This is a genomic window from Xanthobacter albus, assembly GCF_043194895.2.
Classification (GTDB): domain Bacteria; phylum Pseudomonadota; class Alphaproteobacteria; order Rhizobiales; family Xanthobacteraceae; genus Xanthobacter.
On the sequence record NZ_CM195532.1, the window covers coordinates 505,522 to 519,972 of the forward strand.

The 14,451-nt window shown below is 71.5% G+C and carries 14 protein-coding genes; 8 read left to right on the forward strand and 6 right to left on the reverse strand.

Features of this window, described 5'->3' with window-relative positions; genetic code table 11:
- The first annotated feature begins 12 nt into the window (after window positions 1-12).
- Both ssuC and V5F75_RS02275 read left to right on the forward strand, forming a co-directional pair.
- Window positions 13-879, forward strand: a complete 867-nt coding sequence (gene ssuC, locus V5F75_RS02270) for an aliphatic sulfonate ABC transporter permease SsuC (RefSeq protein ID WP_394037810.1) — start codon at window positions 13-15, stop codon at window positions 877-879.
- A complete protein-coding gene (locus V5F75_RS02275; RefSeq protein WP_394037808.1) occupies window positions 876-1,661 on the forward strand; it encodes an ATP-binding cassette domain-containing protein in 786 nt (261 codons plus the stop codon). Before ssuC ends, V5F75_RS02275 begins: the two co-directional genes overlap by 4 nt.
- A 300-nt stretch (window positions 1,662-1,961) precedes the next feature.
- Here V5F75_RS02275 and V5F75_RS02280 read toward each other — a convergent pair whose 3' ends face one another.
- Both V5F75_RS02280 and V5F75_RS02285 read right to left on the reverse strand, forming a co-directional pair.
- Entirely contained in the window at window positions 1,962-2,738 is a 777-nt protein-coding gene (locus V5F75_RS02280; RefSeq protein WP_394037820.1) for an enoyl-CoA hydratase-related protein, read from the reverse strand.
- A gap of 322 nt (window positions 2,739-3,060) precedes the next feature.
- A complete protein-coding gene (locus tag V5F75_RS02285; protein WP_394037806.1) occupies window positions 3,061-3,621 on the reverse strand; it encodes a MarR family winged helix-turn-helix transcriptional regulator in 561 nt (186 codons plus the stop codon).
- 154 nt (window positions 3,622-3,775) lie between these two features.
- Here V5F75_RS02285 and V5F75_RS02290 point away from each other — a divergent pair, with 154 nt between their 5' ends.
- From V5F75_RS02290 to aliA, 4 genes are all read left to right on the forward strand, one after another.
- On the forward strand, window positions 3,776-4,600 hold the full coding sequence (locus tag V5F75_RS02290) for an SDR family NAD(P)-dependent oxidoreductase (RefSeq protein ID WP_445329416.1): 825 nt from the start codon (window positions 3,776-3,778) through the stop codon (window positions 4,598-4,600).
- Between the two features lie 11 nt (window positions 4,601-4,611).
- Complete coding sequence (gene badI / locus V5F75_RS02295; protein WP_394037802.1) at window positions 4,612-5,394, forward strand: 2-ketocyclohexanecarboxyl-CoA hydrolase; 783 nt, start codon at window positions 4,612-4,614, stop codon at window positions 5,392-5,394.
- Window positions 5,395-5,604: 210 nt separating this feature from the next.
- The gene (gene aliB / locus V5F75_RS02300) at window positions 5,605-6,762 is read left to right on the forward strand and encodes a cyclohexanecarboxyl-CoA dehydrogenase (RefSeq protein WP_394037800.1); all 1,158 of its coding nucleotides are present in this window, start codon (window positions 5,605-5,607) and stop codon (window positions 6,760-6,762) included.
- A gap of 23 nt (window positions 6,763-6,785) precedes the next feature.
- Window positions 6,786-8,459 (forward strand): cyclohexanecarboxylate-CoA ligase, encoded by a 1,674-nt coding sequence (gene aliA, locus V5F75_RS02305; RefSeq protein ID WP_394037798.1) that lies wholly within the window; start codon window positions 6,786-6,788, stop codon window positions 8,457-8,459.
- A 50-nt stretch (window positions 8,460-8,509) separates the two neighbouring features.
- Here aliA and V5F75_RS02310 read toward each other — a convergent pair whose 3' ends face one another.
- Complete coding sequence (locus V5F75_RS02310; protein WP_394037796.1) at window positions 8,510-9,256, reverse strand: AraC family transcriptional regulator; 747 nt, start codon at window positions 9,254-9,256, stop codon at window positions 8,510-8,512.
- Between the two features lie 251 nt (window positions 9,257-9,507).
- Between V5F75_RS02310 and leuA the strand changes: the two genes are divergently transcribed.
- Window positions 9,508-11,187, forward strand: a complete 1,680-nt coding sequence (gene leuA, locus V5F75_RS02315; protein ID WP_394037794.1) for a 2-isopropylmalate synthase — start codon at window positions 9,508-9,510, stop codon at window positions 11,185-11,187.
- 44 nt (window positions 11,188-11,231) lie between these two features.
- On the opposite strand, the gene V5F75_RS02320 is transcribed toward leuA, so the two are convergent.
- Window positions 11,232-11,834 (reverse strand): TetR/AcrR family transcriptional regulator, encoded by a 603-nt coding sequence (locus tag V5F75_RS02320; RefSeq protein WP_394037792.1) that lies wholly within the window; start codon window positions 11,832-11,834, stop codon window positions 11,232-11,234.
- Between the two features lie 97 nt (window positions 11,835-11,931).
- On the opposite strand from V5F75_RS02320, the gene V5F75_RS02325 reads away from it, so the two are divergent.
- Window positions 11,932-12,771 carry a crotonase/enoyl-CoA hydratase family protein gene (locus V5F75_RS02325; RefSeq protein ID WP_394037790.1) on the forward strand — a complete coding sequence of 280 codons (840 nt, stop codon included), beginning with the start codon at window positions 11,932-11,934 and terminating at the stop codon, window positions 12,769-12,771.
- 42 nt (window positions 12,772-12,813) lie between these two features.
- Here the strand turns inward: V5F75_RS02325 and V5F75_RS02330 are convergent, their stop codons facing one another.
- Window positions 12,814-13,572 carry an ABC transporter ATP-binding protein gene (locus tag V5F75_RS02330; protein WP_394037788.1) on the reverse strand — a complete coding sequence of 253 codons (759 nt, stop codon included), beginning with the start codon at window positions 13,570-13,572 and terminating at the stop codon, window positions 12,814-12,816.
- Window positions 13,565-14,407 carry an ABC transporter permease gene (locus V5F75_RS02335; RefSeq protein WP_394037786.1) on the reverse strand — a complete coding sequence of 281 codons (843 nt, stop codon included), beginning with the start codon at window positions 14,405-14,407 and terminating at the stop codon, window positions 13,565-13,567. Before V5F75_RS02335 ends, V5F75_RS02330 begins: the two co-directional genes overlap by 8 nt.
- Window positions 14,408-14,451: the final 44 nt, after the last annotated feature.

Genomic DNA, 14,451 nt, shown 5'->3' on the forward strand with positions numbered 1-14,451 from the left:
AGGAGAGACGCCATGGCCGAATCCTTCGCCCCTTCCGATGTCGCCCTGCCCCTGCCCCTGCGCGAGCGGGCCTCGCCCCTGCCGGGCCTCCGGCGGGCGCTGGGCCGGCTGGGCCCGGCGCTGGCGCCCTGGGCGCTGCCGCTCGGCGTCATCGTGCTGTGGCAGGCGGCGGCGAGCCTCGGCTTTCTCTCCTCGCGGGTGCTGCCGGCGCCGAGCGACGTGGCGCTCGCCTTCTGGCGTACCTTCAAGGACGGCAGCCTCGTCTCCAACATCGCCGTCAGCACGCAGCGGGCGCTCATCGGGCTCGCCATCGGCGGCGGCATCGGCTTCGTGCTCGGGGTCGCCAACGCCATGTGGCGGCCGGCGGAGACCGCGTTCGATTCCACCCTGCAGATGCTGCGCAACGTGCCGCACCTCGCCATCATCCCGCTGGTGATCCTGTGGTTCGGCATCGACGAGGAAGCGAAGATCTTCCTGGTCGCCATCGGCGTCGCCTTCCCCATCTATCTCAACACCTTCCACGGCATCCGCACGGTGGACCGCGGACTGATCGAGATGGCGCGCGTCTACGGCCTTTCCCCCGCGGCGCTATTCTTCCGCATCATCCTGCCGGGGGCGCTGCCCTCCATCCTGGTGGGCCTGCGCTATGCGCTCGGCATCATGTGGCTGACGCTGATCGTGGCGGAGACCATCTCCTCCACCTCCGGCATCGGCTACATGACCATGAACGCCCGCGAGTTCCTGCAGACCGACGTGGTGGTGCTGGGTGTCATCGCCTATGCCCTGCTCGGCAAGCTCGCCGACAGCCTCACCCGCGCCATCGAGCAGCGGGCGCTCGCTTGGCACCCGGCCTATCGCGCCGGGGCGGAGCCGGCATGATGATGGAGGTGTTCACCCCCGAAGCCGCCGCCTTCCCCGCGCAGGGGGAGGCCCCGGAGCCCCGCGCCGACCGCCCCTGGCACGGCGAGGCGGTGCGCCTCGAAGGCGTGGTGAAGGCGTTCGGCACCCGCACCGTGCTGCGCCGGCTGGACCTCGACATTCCCGCCGGCCAGTTCCTGGCGGTGGTGGGCCGCTCCGGCGGCGGCAAGAGCACGCTGATGCGGCTCATCGCCGGGCTCGACGGCGCCACCTCCGGCACCGTGCGCGTGGGCGGGCAGCCGGTCACCGGCCTCGCGCCCCAGGTGCGCCTCCTGTTCCAGGACGCGCGGCTGGTGCCCTGGCAGCGCATCCTGCAGAATGTGGGCATCGCCCGCGGCCCCGGCTGGCGCGAGACGGCGGCCGGCGCGCTGCGCGACGTCGGCCTCGCCGATCGCGGCCGGGAGTGGCCGTTCGTGCTCTCCGGCGGGCAGAAGCAGCGCGTCGCCCTCGCCCGCGCGCTGGTGAGCCATCCGGCGGTGCTGCTGCTGGACGAGCCCTTCGGCGCCCTCGACGCCCTGACCCGCATCGAGATGCACGCCCTCACCGAACGCATCTGGCGGGAGCGGGGCTTCACCGTGATCCTCATCACCCACGACGTGGCCGAGGCGGTGGCCCTCGCCGACCGCGTGATCGTGCTGAAGCACGGCGAGGTCGCGCTCGACGTGCCCGTGGACCTGCCGCGCCCGCGCCGGGGCGCCGCCGGCGCGAGCGCCCTGCAGGAGCGCATCCTCGCCGCCGTGTAGGTTGGCGGACGCCGGTTCGCACCGAGAAGACGCCTGGGCTCCATGTTCCAGGCCGGCTCGACGTTCGAGAGTCCCCGTCGCATCCGGGCGTGCGGCCCCTCTCCGGCTTGCGAGGGGGGAAGAGCGCGCTTGGATCCGGGCCACCCGGTGTTGCGCCCTCACGGCCGACGTGCCGCCATCGCCGCAGGCTGAGCCCGGCCGCGCCCATCGGCGCCAGCCCCCCGCCCCCTGAGCGGGAGAGGGAATGGAGGGCGCGTCCGTCGCCGCCCGAATGGCGATCCGCCCGAGGCGCGGGCGCGCTCAGCGGTTGCGGAACACGGGCTTGCGCTTCTCCGCGAAGGCGTTCATCCCCTCGCGCCGGTCCTCCAGGGCGAAGGTGGCGTAGAGCAGGCGCCGCTCCACATAGAGGCCCTCCTGCAGGCGGGTCTCATAGGCCTGGTTCACCGCTTCCTTGGCGAGCCGCACCACCGGCCGGGAGGAGGCGCAGATGCGCTGCGCCAGGGCCACCGCCTCCTGAAGATGGGTGCCCGCCGGCACCACCCGGCTCACCAGCCCCAGCGCCAGCGCCTCGGCCGCCGGCAGGGCCCGGCCGGTGAGGATCATGTCCATGGCCACCGCCTTGCCGACGATGCGGGTGAGGCGCTGGGTGCCCCCCGCGCCGGGAATGATGCCGATGGTGGTTTCCGGCAGGGCGAAGCGCGCCGTCTCGGAGGCGATGATGATGTCGCACATCAGCGCCAGCTCGCAGCCGCCGCCGATGGCATGGCCGGACACCGCCGCGAGCGTCGGCTTGCGCACCCGCGAGAGGCCCTCCCAGGTGGCGGTGACGAACTGCTCCTCATAGACCTCGGCGAAGGTCTTATCCTTGATCTCCTTGATGTCCGCGCCGGCCGCGAAGGCCTTCTCCGAGCCGGTGACGACGATGGCGCCGACGGCGGCGTCCGCATCGAGAGCCGCCGCCGCCGCGGACACCTCGGCCGTGATCCGGCTGTCGAGCGCGTTCAGCGCCTCCGGCCGATTGAGGGTGATGATGCCGACCGGGCCGTCGGTGGCGACGAGGATGCTCTCGTAGGTCATGGCAGGAGTCATGGCGGGATTCCGGGCTTGGCTCATGGTGTGCTCGCGCGGTGCGGGGAAGGATTTCGAAATCGGACGGGGCACCGCGATCGGCGGCTCCGGAACGATGCGGCGGCCCGACAGATAATTCAATATATTGTCGTATATACCCGGACGAAAATCAGCCGGGGCGCATTTTCCGTGAAAAATCACGCTATTGAATGCACCGGCGCCGAGGTGGTCGCGCAATAGCATTCCAGGTTACGCCGCGCCGCCGCGATGCAGGCGCCCGACCCTACCGTTCCGCGCGGCGTTGCCATGGGCCGGCCGCCGGGGCGCCCCTTCACCTGCGGGAGGCGGGGGCCTTCGCGGAACCGGGCGCGGCCTCGGGTGCATATTCCCCGGCCTTGCGCGCGGCACTGGCCTCCGGGTCTATCGCCTTGAAGTTGCTCAGCATCTTGTCGAGGTAATGGATCATGTGGATCTTGTCCTCGGTGGAGAAGCCGGCGAGCGCTGCGTCGTAATAGTCGGCGATGACGGGACGCATGTTGGCGTCCCACAGGCTGCGCCCCTTCGGCGTCAGGCGGATGAGGCGCGAGCGGTTGTCGTTGGCGTCCACCGCGCGCTCCACATAGGCCATGGCCTCCAGGCGCTGGAGCACGCCCGCGAGATTCTGGCGGCTCACCAGCAGGAAGGCGGCGAGATCGCCCACCGCCACCCCGTCCGCGAAGGCCGGACGCGTGAGCGCGCCGAGCACCGCCCATTGCTGGGTGGTGATCTCGTAGTCGTCCAGCGCCCGCGTGCCTGTTTTATGCAGCATGTTGGCGCATTGGTAGAGCCGGAAGAAGAGCCTGTTGCTCAGCCCCGGCGAGATGCCCCGCGATCCGTCGCCATCCGTCGTCATGCCGGCACTCTGGCCGCCCGGCGCGGCGAGGTCAAGGGCGGCTCACGCCGTCTTTTAAGGAAATATATTGACCTATTTTTGCGCGACGGATATAGCTCATCCTCACGAAGGCCTCGCAGGCTCTGCGCCGTAGTGGCCCACAAAATGGCACGAAATGCGCCAACACGGCCCATTCGCCACCATCCTGAGACGCGGGAGGAAACCCATCGTGCGCGGACTTAAAGGTAAAGTAGTTGTTGTAACTGGCGGCGGCGGCGGCATCGGTTCCGCCACCTGCCGGCGGTTCGCAGAGGAAGGCGCGCGGGTCGTGGTCGCCGATATCGGCGCGGCCCAGGCGGAGAAGGTGGTGGCGGAGATCACCGCCGCCGGCGGCGACGCCACCGCCATGGTGGTGGACCTCACCGACCACGCGGCCACCGCCGCCGCCGTCGCCCAGGTGGAGGCCAGCTTCGGCCCCGTCGACATCCTGGTGAACAACGCCGGCTGGGACCTGTTCGTCCCCTTCCTGAAGTCGGAGCCCGACTTCTGGACCAAGATCATCGACATCAACCTGCGCGCGGTGCTCAACGTCACCAAGCCGGTGCTGGCCTCCATGGTGGCGCGCAAGGTCGCCGGGCGCGTGGTGTCCATCGGCTCGGACGCCGGGCGCGTCGGCTCCTCCGGCGAGGCGGTCTATGCCGCGTGCAAGGCCGGCGTCATCGCCTTCATGAAGACCCTGGCGCGCGAGCATGCCCGCCACGGCATCACCTTCAACGCCGTCTGCCCCGGCGTCACCGAGACCGCGATGCTGGAGAGCTTCATGGAGGCCGCCGGCGACAAGGAGAAGCTGCGCACCGCCTTCACCCGCGCGGTGCCGCTCGGCCGCCTCGGCAAGCCGGAGGACCTGCCCGGCGCCATCCTGTTCCTCGCCAGCGACGACGCCGCCTTCATCACCGGCCAGGTGATCTCGGTGTCGGGCGGCCTGACCATGCACGGCTGAGGGAGGAAACCATGAGCTATACCGACATCCTCTACGAGATCCGCAACGGCGCCGCCTGGATCACCATCAACCGGCCCGACAAATACAACGCCTTCCGCGGCCACACCGTGGACGAGCTGATCCACGCCTTCCAGGCCGCGGGCTGGGACCGCAAGGTGGGCGTGATCGTGCTCACCGGCGCCGGCGACAAGGCCTTCTGCACCGGCGGCGACCAGTCGGCCCACGACGGGCAGTATGACGGGCGCGGCGTCATCGGCCTGCCCATCGACGAACTGCAGAGCCTCATCCGCGACGTACCGAAGCCGGTCATCGCCCGCGTCAACGGCTTCGCCATCGGCGGCGGCAACGTGCTCGCCACCATCTGCGATCTCACCATCGCCTCGGACAAGGCGCAGTTCGGCCAGGTGGGGCCCAAGGTGGGCTCGGTGGACCCCGGCTTCGGCACCGCCTATCTCGCCCGCGTGGTGGGCGAGAAGAAGGCCCGCGAGATCTGGTACCTCAACAAGCGCTACACCGCCGCCGAGGCGCTGGCCATGGGCCTCGCCAACGCCGTCGTGCCCCATGCGGAGCTGGACGCCGAGGTGGAGCGCTGGGTGGCCGAGCTGATGGAGCGCTCGCCCACCGCCCTCGCCCTCGCCAAGGTCTCCTTCAACGCCGACAGCGAGAACATCCGCGGCATCTCCGCCCTCGGGATGCGGGCGCTGAGCCTCTATTACGACACCGACGAGAGCAAGGAGGGCGGCGTCGCCTTCCGCGAGAAGCGCAAGCCGGACTTCCGCAGGTTCGGAAAGTAGGCGGCGTCCCGGCCCCGCGGGCGGCGCCAGCCGCCCTCGGGCCCGCGCGGCGCGGGCCCTCCCCCGCCGCGCCGCCGCGGCGGGCCGGAGCGGTGTGCCCCGCGCATCCGCCCGCCCCCACGCGGCCACTCCGCAACGACCACCCCGCAAGACCGCCGGCAAGGCGGCGCGTGGTCGAACTCGCAGGAAACCCGAAGGCAGGACCCGACCATGTACCCCACGGTTTTCGACACCGACGACCTGAACGCCCTGCGCGACCTCGCCCGCAAGTTCGCCGCCGAGCGCCTCGCCCCCGGCTACCGCGAGCGCGAGCGCACCGGCGGCTTCGGCAAGGAGCTGGTGCGGGAGATGGGCCGCCTCGGCCTCATCGCCCCCGAGCTGCCGGAGGAATTCGGCGGCCTCGGCGCGGGCAGCATCTATTCCGGCGTCATCATCGAGGAGATCGCGCGCGGCGACTTCAACTTCGGCTACGTCAACATCCTGGCCTCGCTCAACGGCCAGATCCTCGCCAGCTTCGCCAATCCCGAGATCAAGGCCCACTGGCTGCCGAAGCTCACCGCCGGCGAGATCATGCTCGCCATCGCCCTCACCGAGCCGCGCGGCGGCTCCGACGCGGCCAACCTCGGCCTCAGGATGGAGCGCGACGGCGGCCACTACGTCATCAACGGCGAGAAGACCTCCATCTCGGCGGCGGACCAAGCCGCGGCGGCGGTGGTGTTCGCCCGCACCGGCAGGCCGGAGGACAGGGCGCGCGGCATCTCCGCCGTGTTCGTGCCCATGGACACCCCCGGCATCTCCACCACCCGCTTCACCGATCTCGGCCAGCATGCCATCGGCCGCGGCTCCATCTTCTTCGACAACGTGCGGGTGCCGGTCGATCACCTGCTGGGCGAGGAGAACAAGGGCTTCGTGCAGGTGATGCAGGGGTTCGACTTCTCGCGCTCGCTCATCGGCCTGCAATGCCTCGGCACGGCGCGCCAGTCCCTCACGGAGGCCTGGGCCTACATCGGCGAGCGCCGCGCCTTCGGCAAGCCGCTGGCCGCCTTCCAGGGCATCACCCACCAGCTCGCGGATTTCGACACCCGCGTCGAGGGCGCGCGGCTGCTCGCCTACAACGCGCTCTGGCTCAAGGACAACGGCCGCCCCCACGTGGCGGAGGCGGCCATGGCCAAGTGGTGGCCGCCGCTCCTCGCCTACGAGGCCATCCACGCCTGCCTGCTGGTGCACGGCCACGCCGCCTATTCCAACGAGCTGCCGTTCGAGCAGCGCCTGCGCGACGTGCTGGGCCTCCAGATCGGCGACGGCACCGCGCACATCATGAAGAACATCATCGCCCGTGAACGGGCGGGCCGGGCGGCCATCGGCTGAGCCGGAACAACGGGAGGACACCCATGGAATTCGACGCCGTGCTCCTGGAGCCGCGCCGCGCCCGCATGGAGGCCGAGGGCTTCTGGCCGGGCAGGACGCTCCTCGACTATTTCGAGGCCTGCCTCGCCGAGAAGCCCGACGCCCTGGCGCTGGTGAGCGTGGTGGCGGCCACCGGCGCGCGCCGCGCACTCACCTATGCCGAGATCGACCGCCTCGCCTGGCGCGCCGCCGCGGGGCTGCGCCGCCTCGGCCTCGGCCGCAACGACGTGCTGTCGAGCCAGTTGCCCAACGGGTGGGAATTCATCGTCCTCTACATCGCCTGCCGCCGGCTGGGGGTGGTGTTCAACCCGGTGATGCCCATCTTCCGCGAGCACGAGCTGCGCTTCATGCTGCGCCACGGCGAGGCGCGCGCCTTCGTGGTGCCGAGGGTGTTCCGCGGCTTCGACCATGCCGCCATGGCCGAGGCGCTCAAGGCCGAGCTGCCGGACCTGCGCCACGTCATCGTCGCCGGCGATGGCGGGCCTTCCGGCTTCGAGACGCTGCTGCTCGATGGCGCCCTCGACGCCGAGATCGAGGCCGCGCGCGCCGTCAGCGCCCGCGACCGGGGCGACGCCAACGACGTGTGCCAGCTCATCTACACCTCGGGCACCACCGGCGAGCCCAAGGGCGTGATGCACACCGCCAACACCATGTATTCCAACCTCGTCGCCTATGCGGCGCGGCTCGGGCTCGGCGCCGCCGACGTGGTGCTGATGGCCTCGCCCATGGCCCACCAGACCGGCTTCATGTACGGCTTCCTGCTGCCGGTGATGCTGAAGGCGCCGATGGTGCTGATGGACAGCTGGGACAAGGCCCTGGCCGCGCGCCTGATCGCGCAGGAGGGCGTCACCTTCACCATGGCCTCCACGCCGTTCCTGATGGACCTCGCCGACACGGTGGAGGCGCAGGGCACGGGCACCCCCACGCTGCGCATCTTCCTGTGCGCGGGCACCGCCATTCCCGGCGCCCTGGTGGAGCGGGCGCACCGCGTGCTCGGCACCAGGATCGTCTCGGCCTGGGGCATGACGGAGAACGGCGCCGTCACCGTCGTGCCCCCGTCCGAGCCCGATGTCCGCTCCGTGGAGACCGACGGCCTGGCGCTGCCCGGCATGGAGCTGCAGATCCGCGCCGCCGACGGCACCGTGCTGCCCGCCGGCTGCGAGGGCGCGCTCTATGTGCGCGGCTGCTCCAATTTCGTGGGCTACCTGAAGCGGCCCCAGTGGAACGCCACCGACGCCGAGGGCTGGTTCGACACCGGCGATATCGCCCGCATCGACGCGGCCGGCTACATCCGCATCTGCGGGCGCACCAAGGATGTCATCATCCGCGGTGCGGAGAACCTGCCGGTGGTGGAGATCGAGGCGGTGCTCTACCGGCACCCGGCGGTGCAGCAGGTGGCTATCGTCGCCTATCCCGACCCGCGCCTGGGCGAGCGCGCCTGCGCCTTCGTGGTGCCGAAGGAGGGCAGGAGCTTCTCCTTCGAGGAGATGGTGCGCTTCCTCGATAGCCAGCAGCTTGCCAGGCAATACTATCCCGAGCGGCTGGAGGTGCGCGACCAGCTCCCCTCCACCGCCTCGGGCAAGATCCAGAAGTTCGCCCTGCGCACCTTGCTGCGCGAGGCCCTGGAGAACCCGCGGAACGAGAGCCGGCGCCCGTGAGCAAGGACCGCTCGTGAATCGTCCGCGCGTCCGGCCCGGCCGGGCGCGCCTCACCCCCGCGCGGCGGCGAAATACTCGCTCGGCGCGCGGCCAAGGGTGCGGCGAAACATGGCGGTGAAGGCGCTCGGGCTCTCATAGCCGCAGTCGAGCGCTACCGTCAGCACCGATTGCCCCTGCGCCAGCAGGGAAAGGGCGTGGAGCAGGCGCGCCTGCTGGCGCCAGCGGCCGAAGCTCTGCCCCGTCTCCCGGCGGAACAGGCGGATGAAGCCGGAGCGGCTGAGGCCGGTTTCCGCCGCAGCCGCCTCCAGCGCCACCTCCTCCGCCGGCGCCGACACGAGGCGCGCACACAAGGCGGCGAGCCCCGCGTGGGCGGGCATGGGCAGGCTGAGCGGCTCCACCGGCAGCACCGCCAGCTCCTTCAGCGCGAGGCGCGCGGCCAGCGCGGCCACGTCCGCCGGGCATCCCGCCTCGGCCATCCTCAGGATCAGCTCCCGCAGCAGCGGCGTCACCGCCACCACCGCGCAGCCCGCCGGCAGGCCGCGCGCGGGCCCCGCCTCCACCAGCAGGGCGCGGAACTGCACGAGGCCCCGGCTCGCGGTGCGGTGCACGATGCCCGCCGGCACCCACACCGCCCGGCTCGGCGGCACCACCCAGGTGCCGCGGTCCGTCGTCACCGCGACCACGCCCGCCACCGCGAAGATGAGCTGCGCCGCCTCGTGGGCATGCCACGGGCTCTCGAAGCGCGGCTCGTCGCGGCGGATGACCGCGACGCCCGGCGTGGCCGCATGAACTTCCATCTATGATCCGATCACGACGATGAATGGCTCCTCCGCGCGAGAATTCCGCGCGCCGCCGGCCTATGCAAGGGGCATCAGGAAGGAAAGCCCCGTGTCGCTCCCCATCGCCGCCGCCTCGCAGTCCGCCCGCGCGCTCCAAGCGCGCCTCGCGGGCCTGCGACTTACCGGCGGCCGCCGGAAGCAGCGACACGCCGGCGGCCGTACCGCGTCGCGACCTCATCGATCCCCCCTCGCTCGCGACGGACTTCCCCATGCTGAAGCAGCCGGAAACCAAGTACCGCCCCTTCGCCCCGCCCGTTGACCTGCCCGACCGCGCCTGGCCCTCCCGGCGCATCACGGCGGCACCCCGCTGGCTCTCCACCGACCTGCGCGACGGCAACCAGGCGCTGGCCGACCCCATGGACGTGGCCCGCAAGCTCGCCTTCTGGGACATGCTGGTCGGCGCCGGCTTCAGGGAGATCGAGGTGGCCTTCCCCTCGGCCTCCCAGACCGAGTTCGACTTCGTGCGCGCCCTGATCGAGGAGGGGCGCATTCCGGACGAGGTGGCCATCCAGGTGCTCACCCAGTCCCGCGCCGACCTCATCGCCCGCACCTTCGCGGCGCTGGAGGGGGCGCCGCGCGCCATCGTCCACCTCTACAACGCCACCGCGCCCCTGTTCCGCCGGGTGGTGTTCTCCATGGAGCGGCACGAGATCGTCGCGCTGGCCGTCTCCGGCGTCACCGCCATGCTGGAGGAGAGCCTGAAGCGGCCGGAGACCGACTTCACCTTCCAATACTCGCCCGAGACCTTCTGCTTCACCGAGCCGGAATTCGCGCTGGAGATCTGCGAGCGGGTGCTGGACGTGTGGCAGCCGACCCCGGCGCGCAAGGCCATCCTGAACCTGCCCGCCACCGTGGAGGTGGCCACTCCCAACGTCTATGCGGACCAGATCGAGTGGTTCTGCCGCCATCTCTCGCGCCGCGACAGCGTGGTCGTCTCCGTGCACCCGCACAACGACCGGGGCACCGCCGTGGCCGCCGCCGAGCTGGCGGTGATGGCGGGCGCCGACCGCATCGAGGGCTGCCTGTTCGGCAATGGCGAGCGCACCGGCAACGTGGACCTCGTGACCCTGGCGCTCAACCTCTACACCCAGGGCATCGACCCCGGCCTCTCCTTCCCCGCCTTGCGGCAGGTGGCGCAGAGCGTCACGCGCCTCACCGGCCTGCCCGTGCACCCGCGCCACCCCTATGCGGGCGAGCTGGTGCACACCGCCTTCTCCGGCTCCCACCAGGATGCCATCCGCAAGGGCTTCGCCGCCCACGCCGCGCGCAACGACGGCCTGTGGGAGATGCCGTACCTGCCCATCGATCCCGCCGACATCGGCGAGACCTATGAGGCGGTGATCCGGGTCAACAGCCAGTCGGGCAAGGGCGGGGTCGCCTTCGTGCTGGAGCAGGAGCACGGGCTGAAGCTGCCGCGCGCCCTGCAGGTGGACTTCAGCCGCCGCGTGCAGGCGCTGGCGGACGAGACCTCCCGCGAGCTCTCGGGCGCCGACATCTGGGCCGAATTCCGCCGCGCCTACGGACTGGATGACCCTGCCTTCACGCTCCTCGCCTATGAGGACGGCGCGCGCGGGCCGGCGGGGCACGAGCGGCTGTTCGCCGGGCGCATCCGCCACGGCGGGCGTGAGGTGCCGGTGGCCGGGCGCGGCAACGGCCTCGTCTCGGCGGCGGTGGCCGCCATGGCCGGGCATTTCGGCATCGCGCTGGAGGTGGTGGACTTCCAGCAGCACGCCCTGCGCCGGGGCGCGGACGCGCAGGCGGTGGCCTATGCGGAATGCGTGAGCGCGCAGGGACGCCGCGTGTTCGGGGTCGGCATCGACGCGGACGTGGCCGCCGCCTCCCTCAAGGCCGTGCTCGGCGCGGCCGGCGCCGTCCGGCGCGACGACTGAGCGCCCATCCCGTCGCGTCCGCGCGGCGGGCGGCCGCCGGCGGATCAGCCGGGCGCGTCCACACCGGTTGCCGGACGGCGGGGATGAACGGCCACCAAAGCGCGGGCCGCGCGCCCGGCATCCTCGAACCATTCCGCCTCCCGGTGCACCAGGGAGGCGGAGAAGGCGCCGTCGAGCAGCAGCAAAACCTGCCGCGCCAGCGCCTCGGGCGCGGCAAGGCCGGCGCTTTTCAGCTCGCCCGCGAGCCAAGCGGCGAAGGCGCTCTTGTGGCGGGCGCCGATCCGCACCGCCGGATGGCCCGGCAGGGCCGCGAGCTCGGCCGTGGTGCGCAGAAAGCCGCAGCCCTTCCATTTCGGGTGGCGCGCGCTGCGCGCCAGGGCCTCGAACACGGCCTGCACCTTCACCTCCGGCCCGCCCTCCGCGGCCTCGAACCAGGCGGCCATCTGCTTCAGGTTGGGCTGGTCGCGCGCGTCGAGATAGGCGGCGACGAGCTCGTCCTTGCTTTGGAAATGATAGTAGAGCGTACGCTTGGTGACGCCCGCCTTCTCGGCCACCGCGTCCACGCTCACGCGGCCGATTCCCTCCGCGTAGAACAGCCTGGAGGCAGCCTTGATGATGCGTCCGCGCGTGTCGGGGTGCCTGGGCATGATCCTGAAAGTATACCGTACAGTGAGTATACTCAAGGCGGCTCCGCCGCCATCCTGCCCTCCTCGCCGGAACCCGGCCGGACCACAGGAGACGCCCATGACCGAACCCGTCCTGAAGACCACCGACGGCGCGATCGCGACGCTGACGCTCAACCGCCCGGAAAAGCTCAACGCCCTGGATTACGAGACCGTCGACACCCTGCTGGCGTTCCTCGACGGAATCGAGGGCGATGACGCGGTGCGCGGGGTCATCCTCACCGGCGCCGGGCGCGCCTTCTCGGCCGGGGGCGACATCCCCGAATTCTCGCGCTCGGTGGCGCAGGGACCGGAAGCGGCGCTGCGGGACTTCGTGGCGCGCGGGCAGCGGCTCACCGCCCGCATCGAGGCGTTCCGCAAGCCGATCGTGGTGGCGGTCAACGGCCTCGCCTACGGCGGGGGATGCGAGGTGACGGAGGCCGCGCCGCTGGCCATCGCCAGCGACCGCGCGGTCTTCGCCAAGCCGGAGATCCGCCTCGCCATGCCGCCCACCTTCGGCGGCACCCAGCGCCTGCCGCGCCTCGCCGGGCGCAAGCGCGCCATGGAGCTGCTGCTCACCGGGGAGGCCTTTTCGCCCGCGCGGGCGCTGGAGCTGGGGCTCGTCAACGCCGTGGTGCCGCACGAGGCGCTGCTGCCGGCGGCGCGGGCGCTGCTGGAGCGCATCCTCCAGCATTCCCCGCTCGCCGTCGCCACCATCCTCACGGCGGTGACGCGGGGCATCAACCTGCCCATCGCCGAAGGGCTGCTGGTGGAGGCGGAGCAGTTCGCCCGCATGGCGCCCACCGCCGACCTGCGCGAGGGGCTCGACGCCTGGATCGCGCGGCGGCCGCCGGCCTATCCGGGGGCGTGGTTCGCCACGGCCGGATCGGCGCCTCCGACCGAAGACCCGCGCCACGCCTGAGCGACACGCGACCGGCGCCGGCCGAAGACCGGGGCTTCGCCCTCAGGCCTCGCCGAGGGCGTGCAGCACCTGGCGGTGGATGGCGAACAGGGCCGGGTCCTCGGGATCGCGCGGGTGGGGGATGTCGATGTCCATCACCTGCGCGAAGCGGCCGGGATGGCCGTAGAGCACGAAGATGCGGTCGGCGAGCAGCGCCGCCTCCAGCATGTTGTGCGTCACCAGCACGCCGGTGGGGCGGCGGCCCTCGGCCTCGGCCCACAGGCTCTGGAGCAGGAGGCGCAGGCGGCGGGCGGTCAGCTCGTCGAGCGCGCTGAAGGGCTCGTCGAGGAGCAGGATGTCGGGGGCCGCCGCGAACGCCCGCGCGATGGCGACCCGCTGGCGCTGCCCGCCCGAGAGGAATTGCGGATAGGCGCCGGCATGGTCGGCGAGGCCCACCTTGCGCAGCAGCGCGCGCGCCACCTCGCGCGGGTCGCCCGGCGGGCGGTCGCCCTCGCGCTCGAACACCAGAGCGACGTTCTCCTCCACCGTCAGCCAGTCCACGAGGCGCGGCTGCTGGAACACCATGGCGAGGTTGCCCGGCCCGCCGTGCCCCTCGAAGCGGATGGAGCCCGCGTCCGGCGCGTCGAGCCCGGCGATGAGGTTGAGCAGGGTGGACTTGCCGCAGCCGGAAGGCCCCACCAGCGCCACCAGCTCGCCGGCCGCGATCCGCATGTCGAGCCCCTCGAAGATGACGGAGGGGCGCCGCCCGCCGCGCGCGGCATAGGCCTTGCCGAGCCCGGCGATGAGGATGTCGCTACTCATAGGCCCGCTTCTTCCAGTGGCTGGTGCTGTTCTCGATGGGGCGGAACACCAGGTATTCCACCGCCATCATCGCCAGCCAGAAGGCCAGCGTCCACGCGATGACGCCTTCCACGCTCTGCAGGCTGAACTGGGAATTGAGCTGGTAGCCCACCCCGTTCGACATGCCGAAGATCTCCACCAGCACGATCACCTTCCAGGCGATGGAGAAGCCCACCCGCGCGCCGGAAACGGTGGTGGCGTAGAGCAGCGGGCACCAGATGCGCCGCAGCACCGTGGTGCGCCTCAGCCGGAACACCCGCGTCATCTCGACGATGTCCGACGACAGCGAGCGCACGCCCTGCTGCACGGTGATGACCATGGACGGCAGCACCCCCAGCGCCACCGCGATCACCGGCGAGGCGAGGCTCACCCCGAACCAGATCACGCACAGCAGCGCCCACACGAGGCCGGGCACCGTGAGGCCGAGGATGACGCCGGGCTCCAGGAAGCGCTCGGCGGTGCGGGACACGGCGGCGGCGATGCCGATGGGAAACGACACCACCACCGCCAGCAGGAAGCCGAGGCCCATGCGGTAGAAGGTGACCCAGATCTCGTGGAACGCCTTGCCGCTCGCGCAGATCAGGACGAACTCCCGCGCGATGGCCGAGACATCCGGCACCAGCGGGGAGCGCAGCCACAGGGCCATGAGCTCCCATGCCGTGGCCATGAACACGAACGACGCGAGGAACGGCAGCACCGCGCCGGCCGCGCGCGCCACCGCCGGCACCCACGCCGCCCGCAGGCGGCGCGCGGGCATGTCCGCCTTCACCGTGTCCGCTTTGTCCAGGAGCGACATCTTTCCTCTTTCTCATCGCCGGGGCCCCGCCCCGGAGCATCCAT

Coding starts and splice junctions, on each gene's coding strand:
- ssuC (WP_394037810.1), top strand. CDS start 13: ATGGCCGAATCCTTCGCCCCTTCCGATGTCGCCCTGCCCCTGCCCCTG.
- V5F75_RS02275 (WP_394037808.1), top strand. CDS start 876: ATGATGATGGAGGTGTTCACCCCCGAAGCCGCCGCCTTCCCCGCGCAG.
- V5F75_RS02280 (WP_394037820.1), bottom strand. CDS start 2,738: ATGACCTACGAGAGCATCCTCGTCGCCACCGACGGCCCGGTCGGCATC.
- V5F75_RS02285 (WP_394037806.1), bottom strand. CDS start 3,621: ATGACGACGGATGGCGACGGATCGCGGGGCATCTCGCCGGGGCTGAGC.
- V5F75_RS02290 (WP_445329416.1), top strand. CDS start 3,776: ATGCGCCAACACGGCCCATTCGCCACCATCCTGAGACGCGGGAGGAAA.
- badI (WP_394037802.1), top strand. CDS start 4,612: ATGAGCTATACCGACATCCTCTACGAGATCCGCAACGGCGCCGCCTGG.
- aliB (WP_394037800.1), top strand. CDS start 5,605: ATGTACCCCACGGTTTTCGACACCGACGACCTGAACGCCCTGCGCGAC.
- aliA (WP_394037798.1), top strand. CDS start 6,786: ATGGAATTCGACGCCGTGCTCCTGGAGCCGCGCCGCGCCCGCATGGAG.
- V5F75_RS02310 (WP_394037796.1), bottom strand. CDS start 9,256: ATGGAAGTTCATGCGGCCACGCCGGGCGTCGCGGTCATCCGCCGCGAC.
- leuA (WP_394037794.1), top strand. CDS start 9,508: ATGCTGAAGCAGCCGGAAACCAAGTACCGCCCCTTCGCCCCGCCCGTT.
- V5F75_RS02320 (WP_394037792.1), bottom strand. CDS start 11,834: ATGCCCAGGCACCCCGACACGCGCGGACGCATCATCAAGGCTGCCTCC.
- V5F75_RS02325 (WP_394037790.1), top strand. CDS start 11,932: ATGACCGAACCCGTCCTGAAGACCACCGACGGCGCGATCGCGACGCTG.
- V5F75_RS02330 (WP_394037788.1), bottom strand. CDS start 13,572: ATGAGTAGCGACATCCTCATCGCCGGGCTCGGCAAGGCCTATGCCGCG.
- V5F75_RS02335 (WP_394037786.1), bottom strand. CDS start 14,407: ATGTCGCTCCTGGACAAAGCGGACACGGTGAAGGCGGACATGCCCGCG.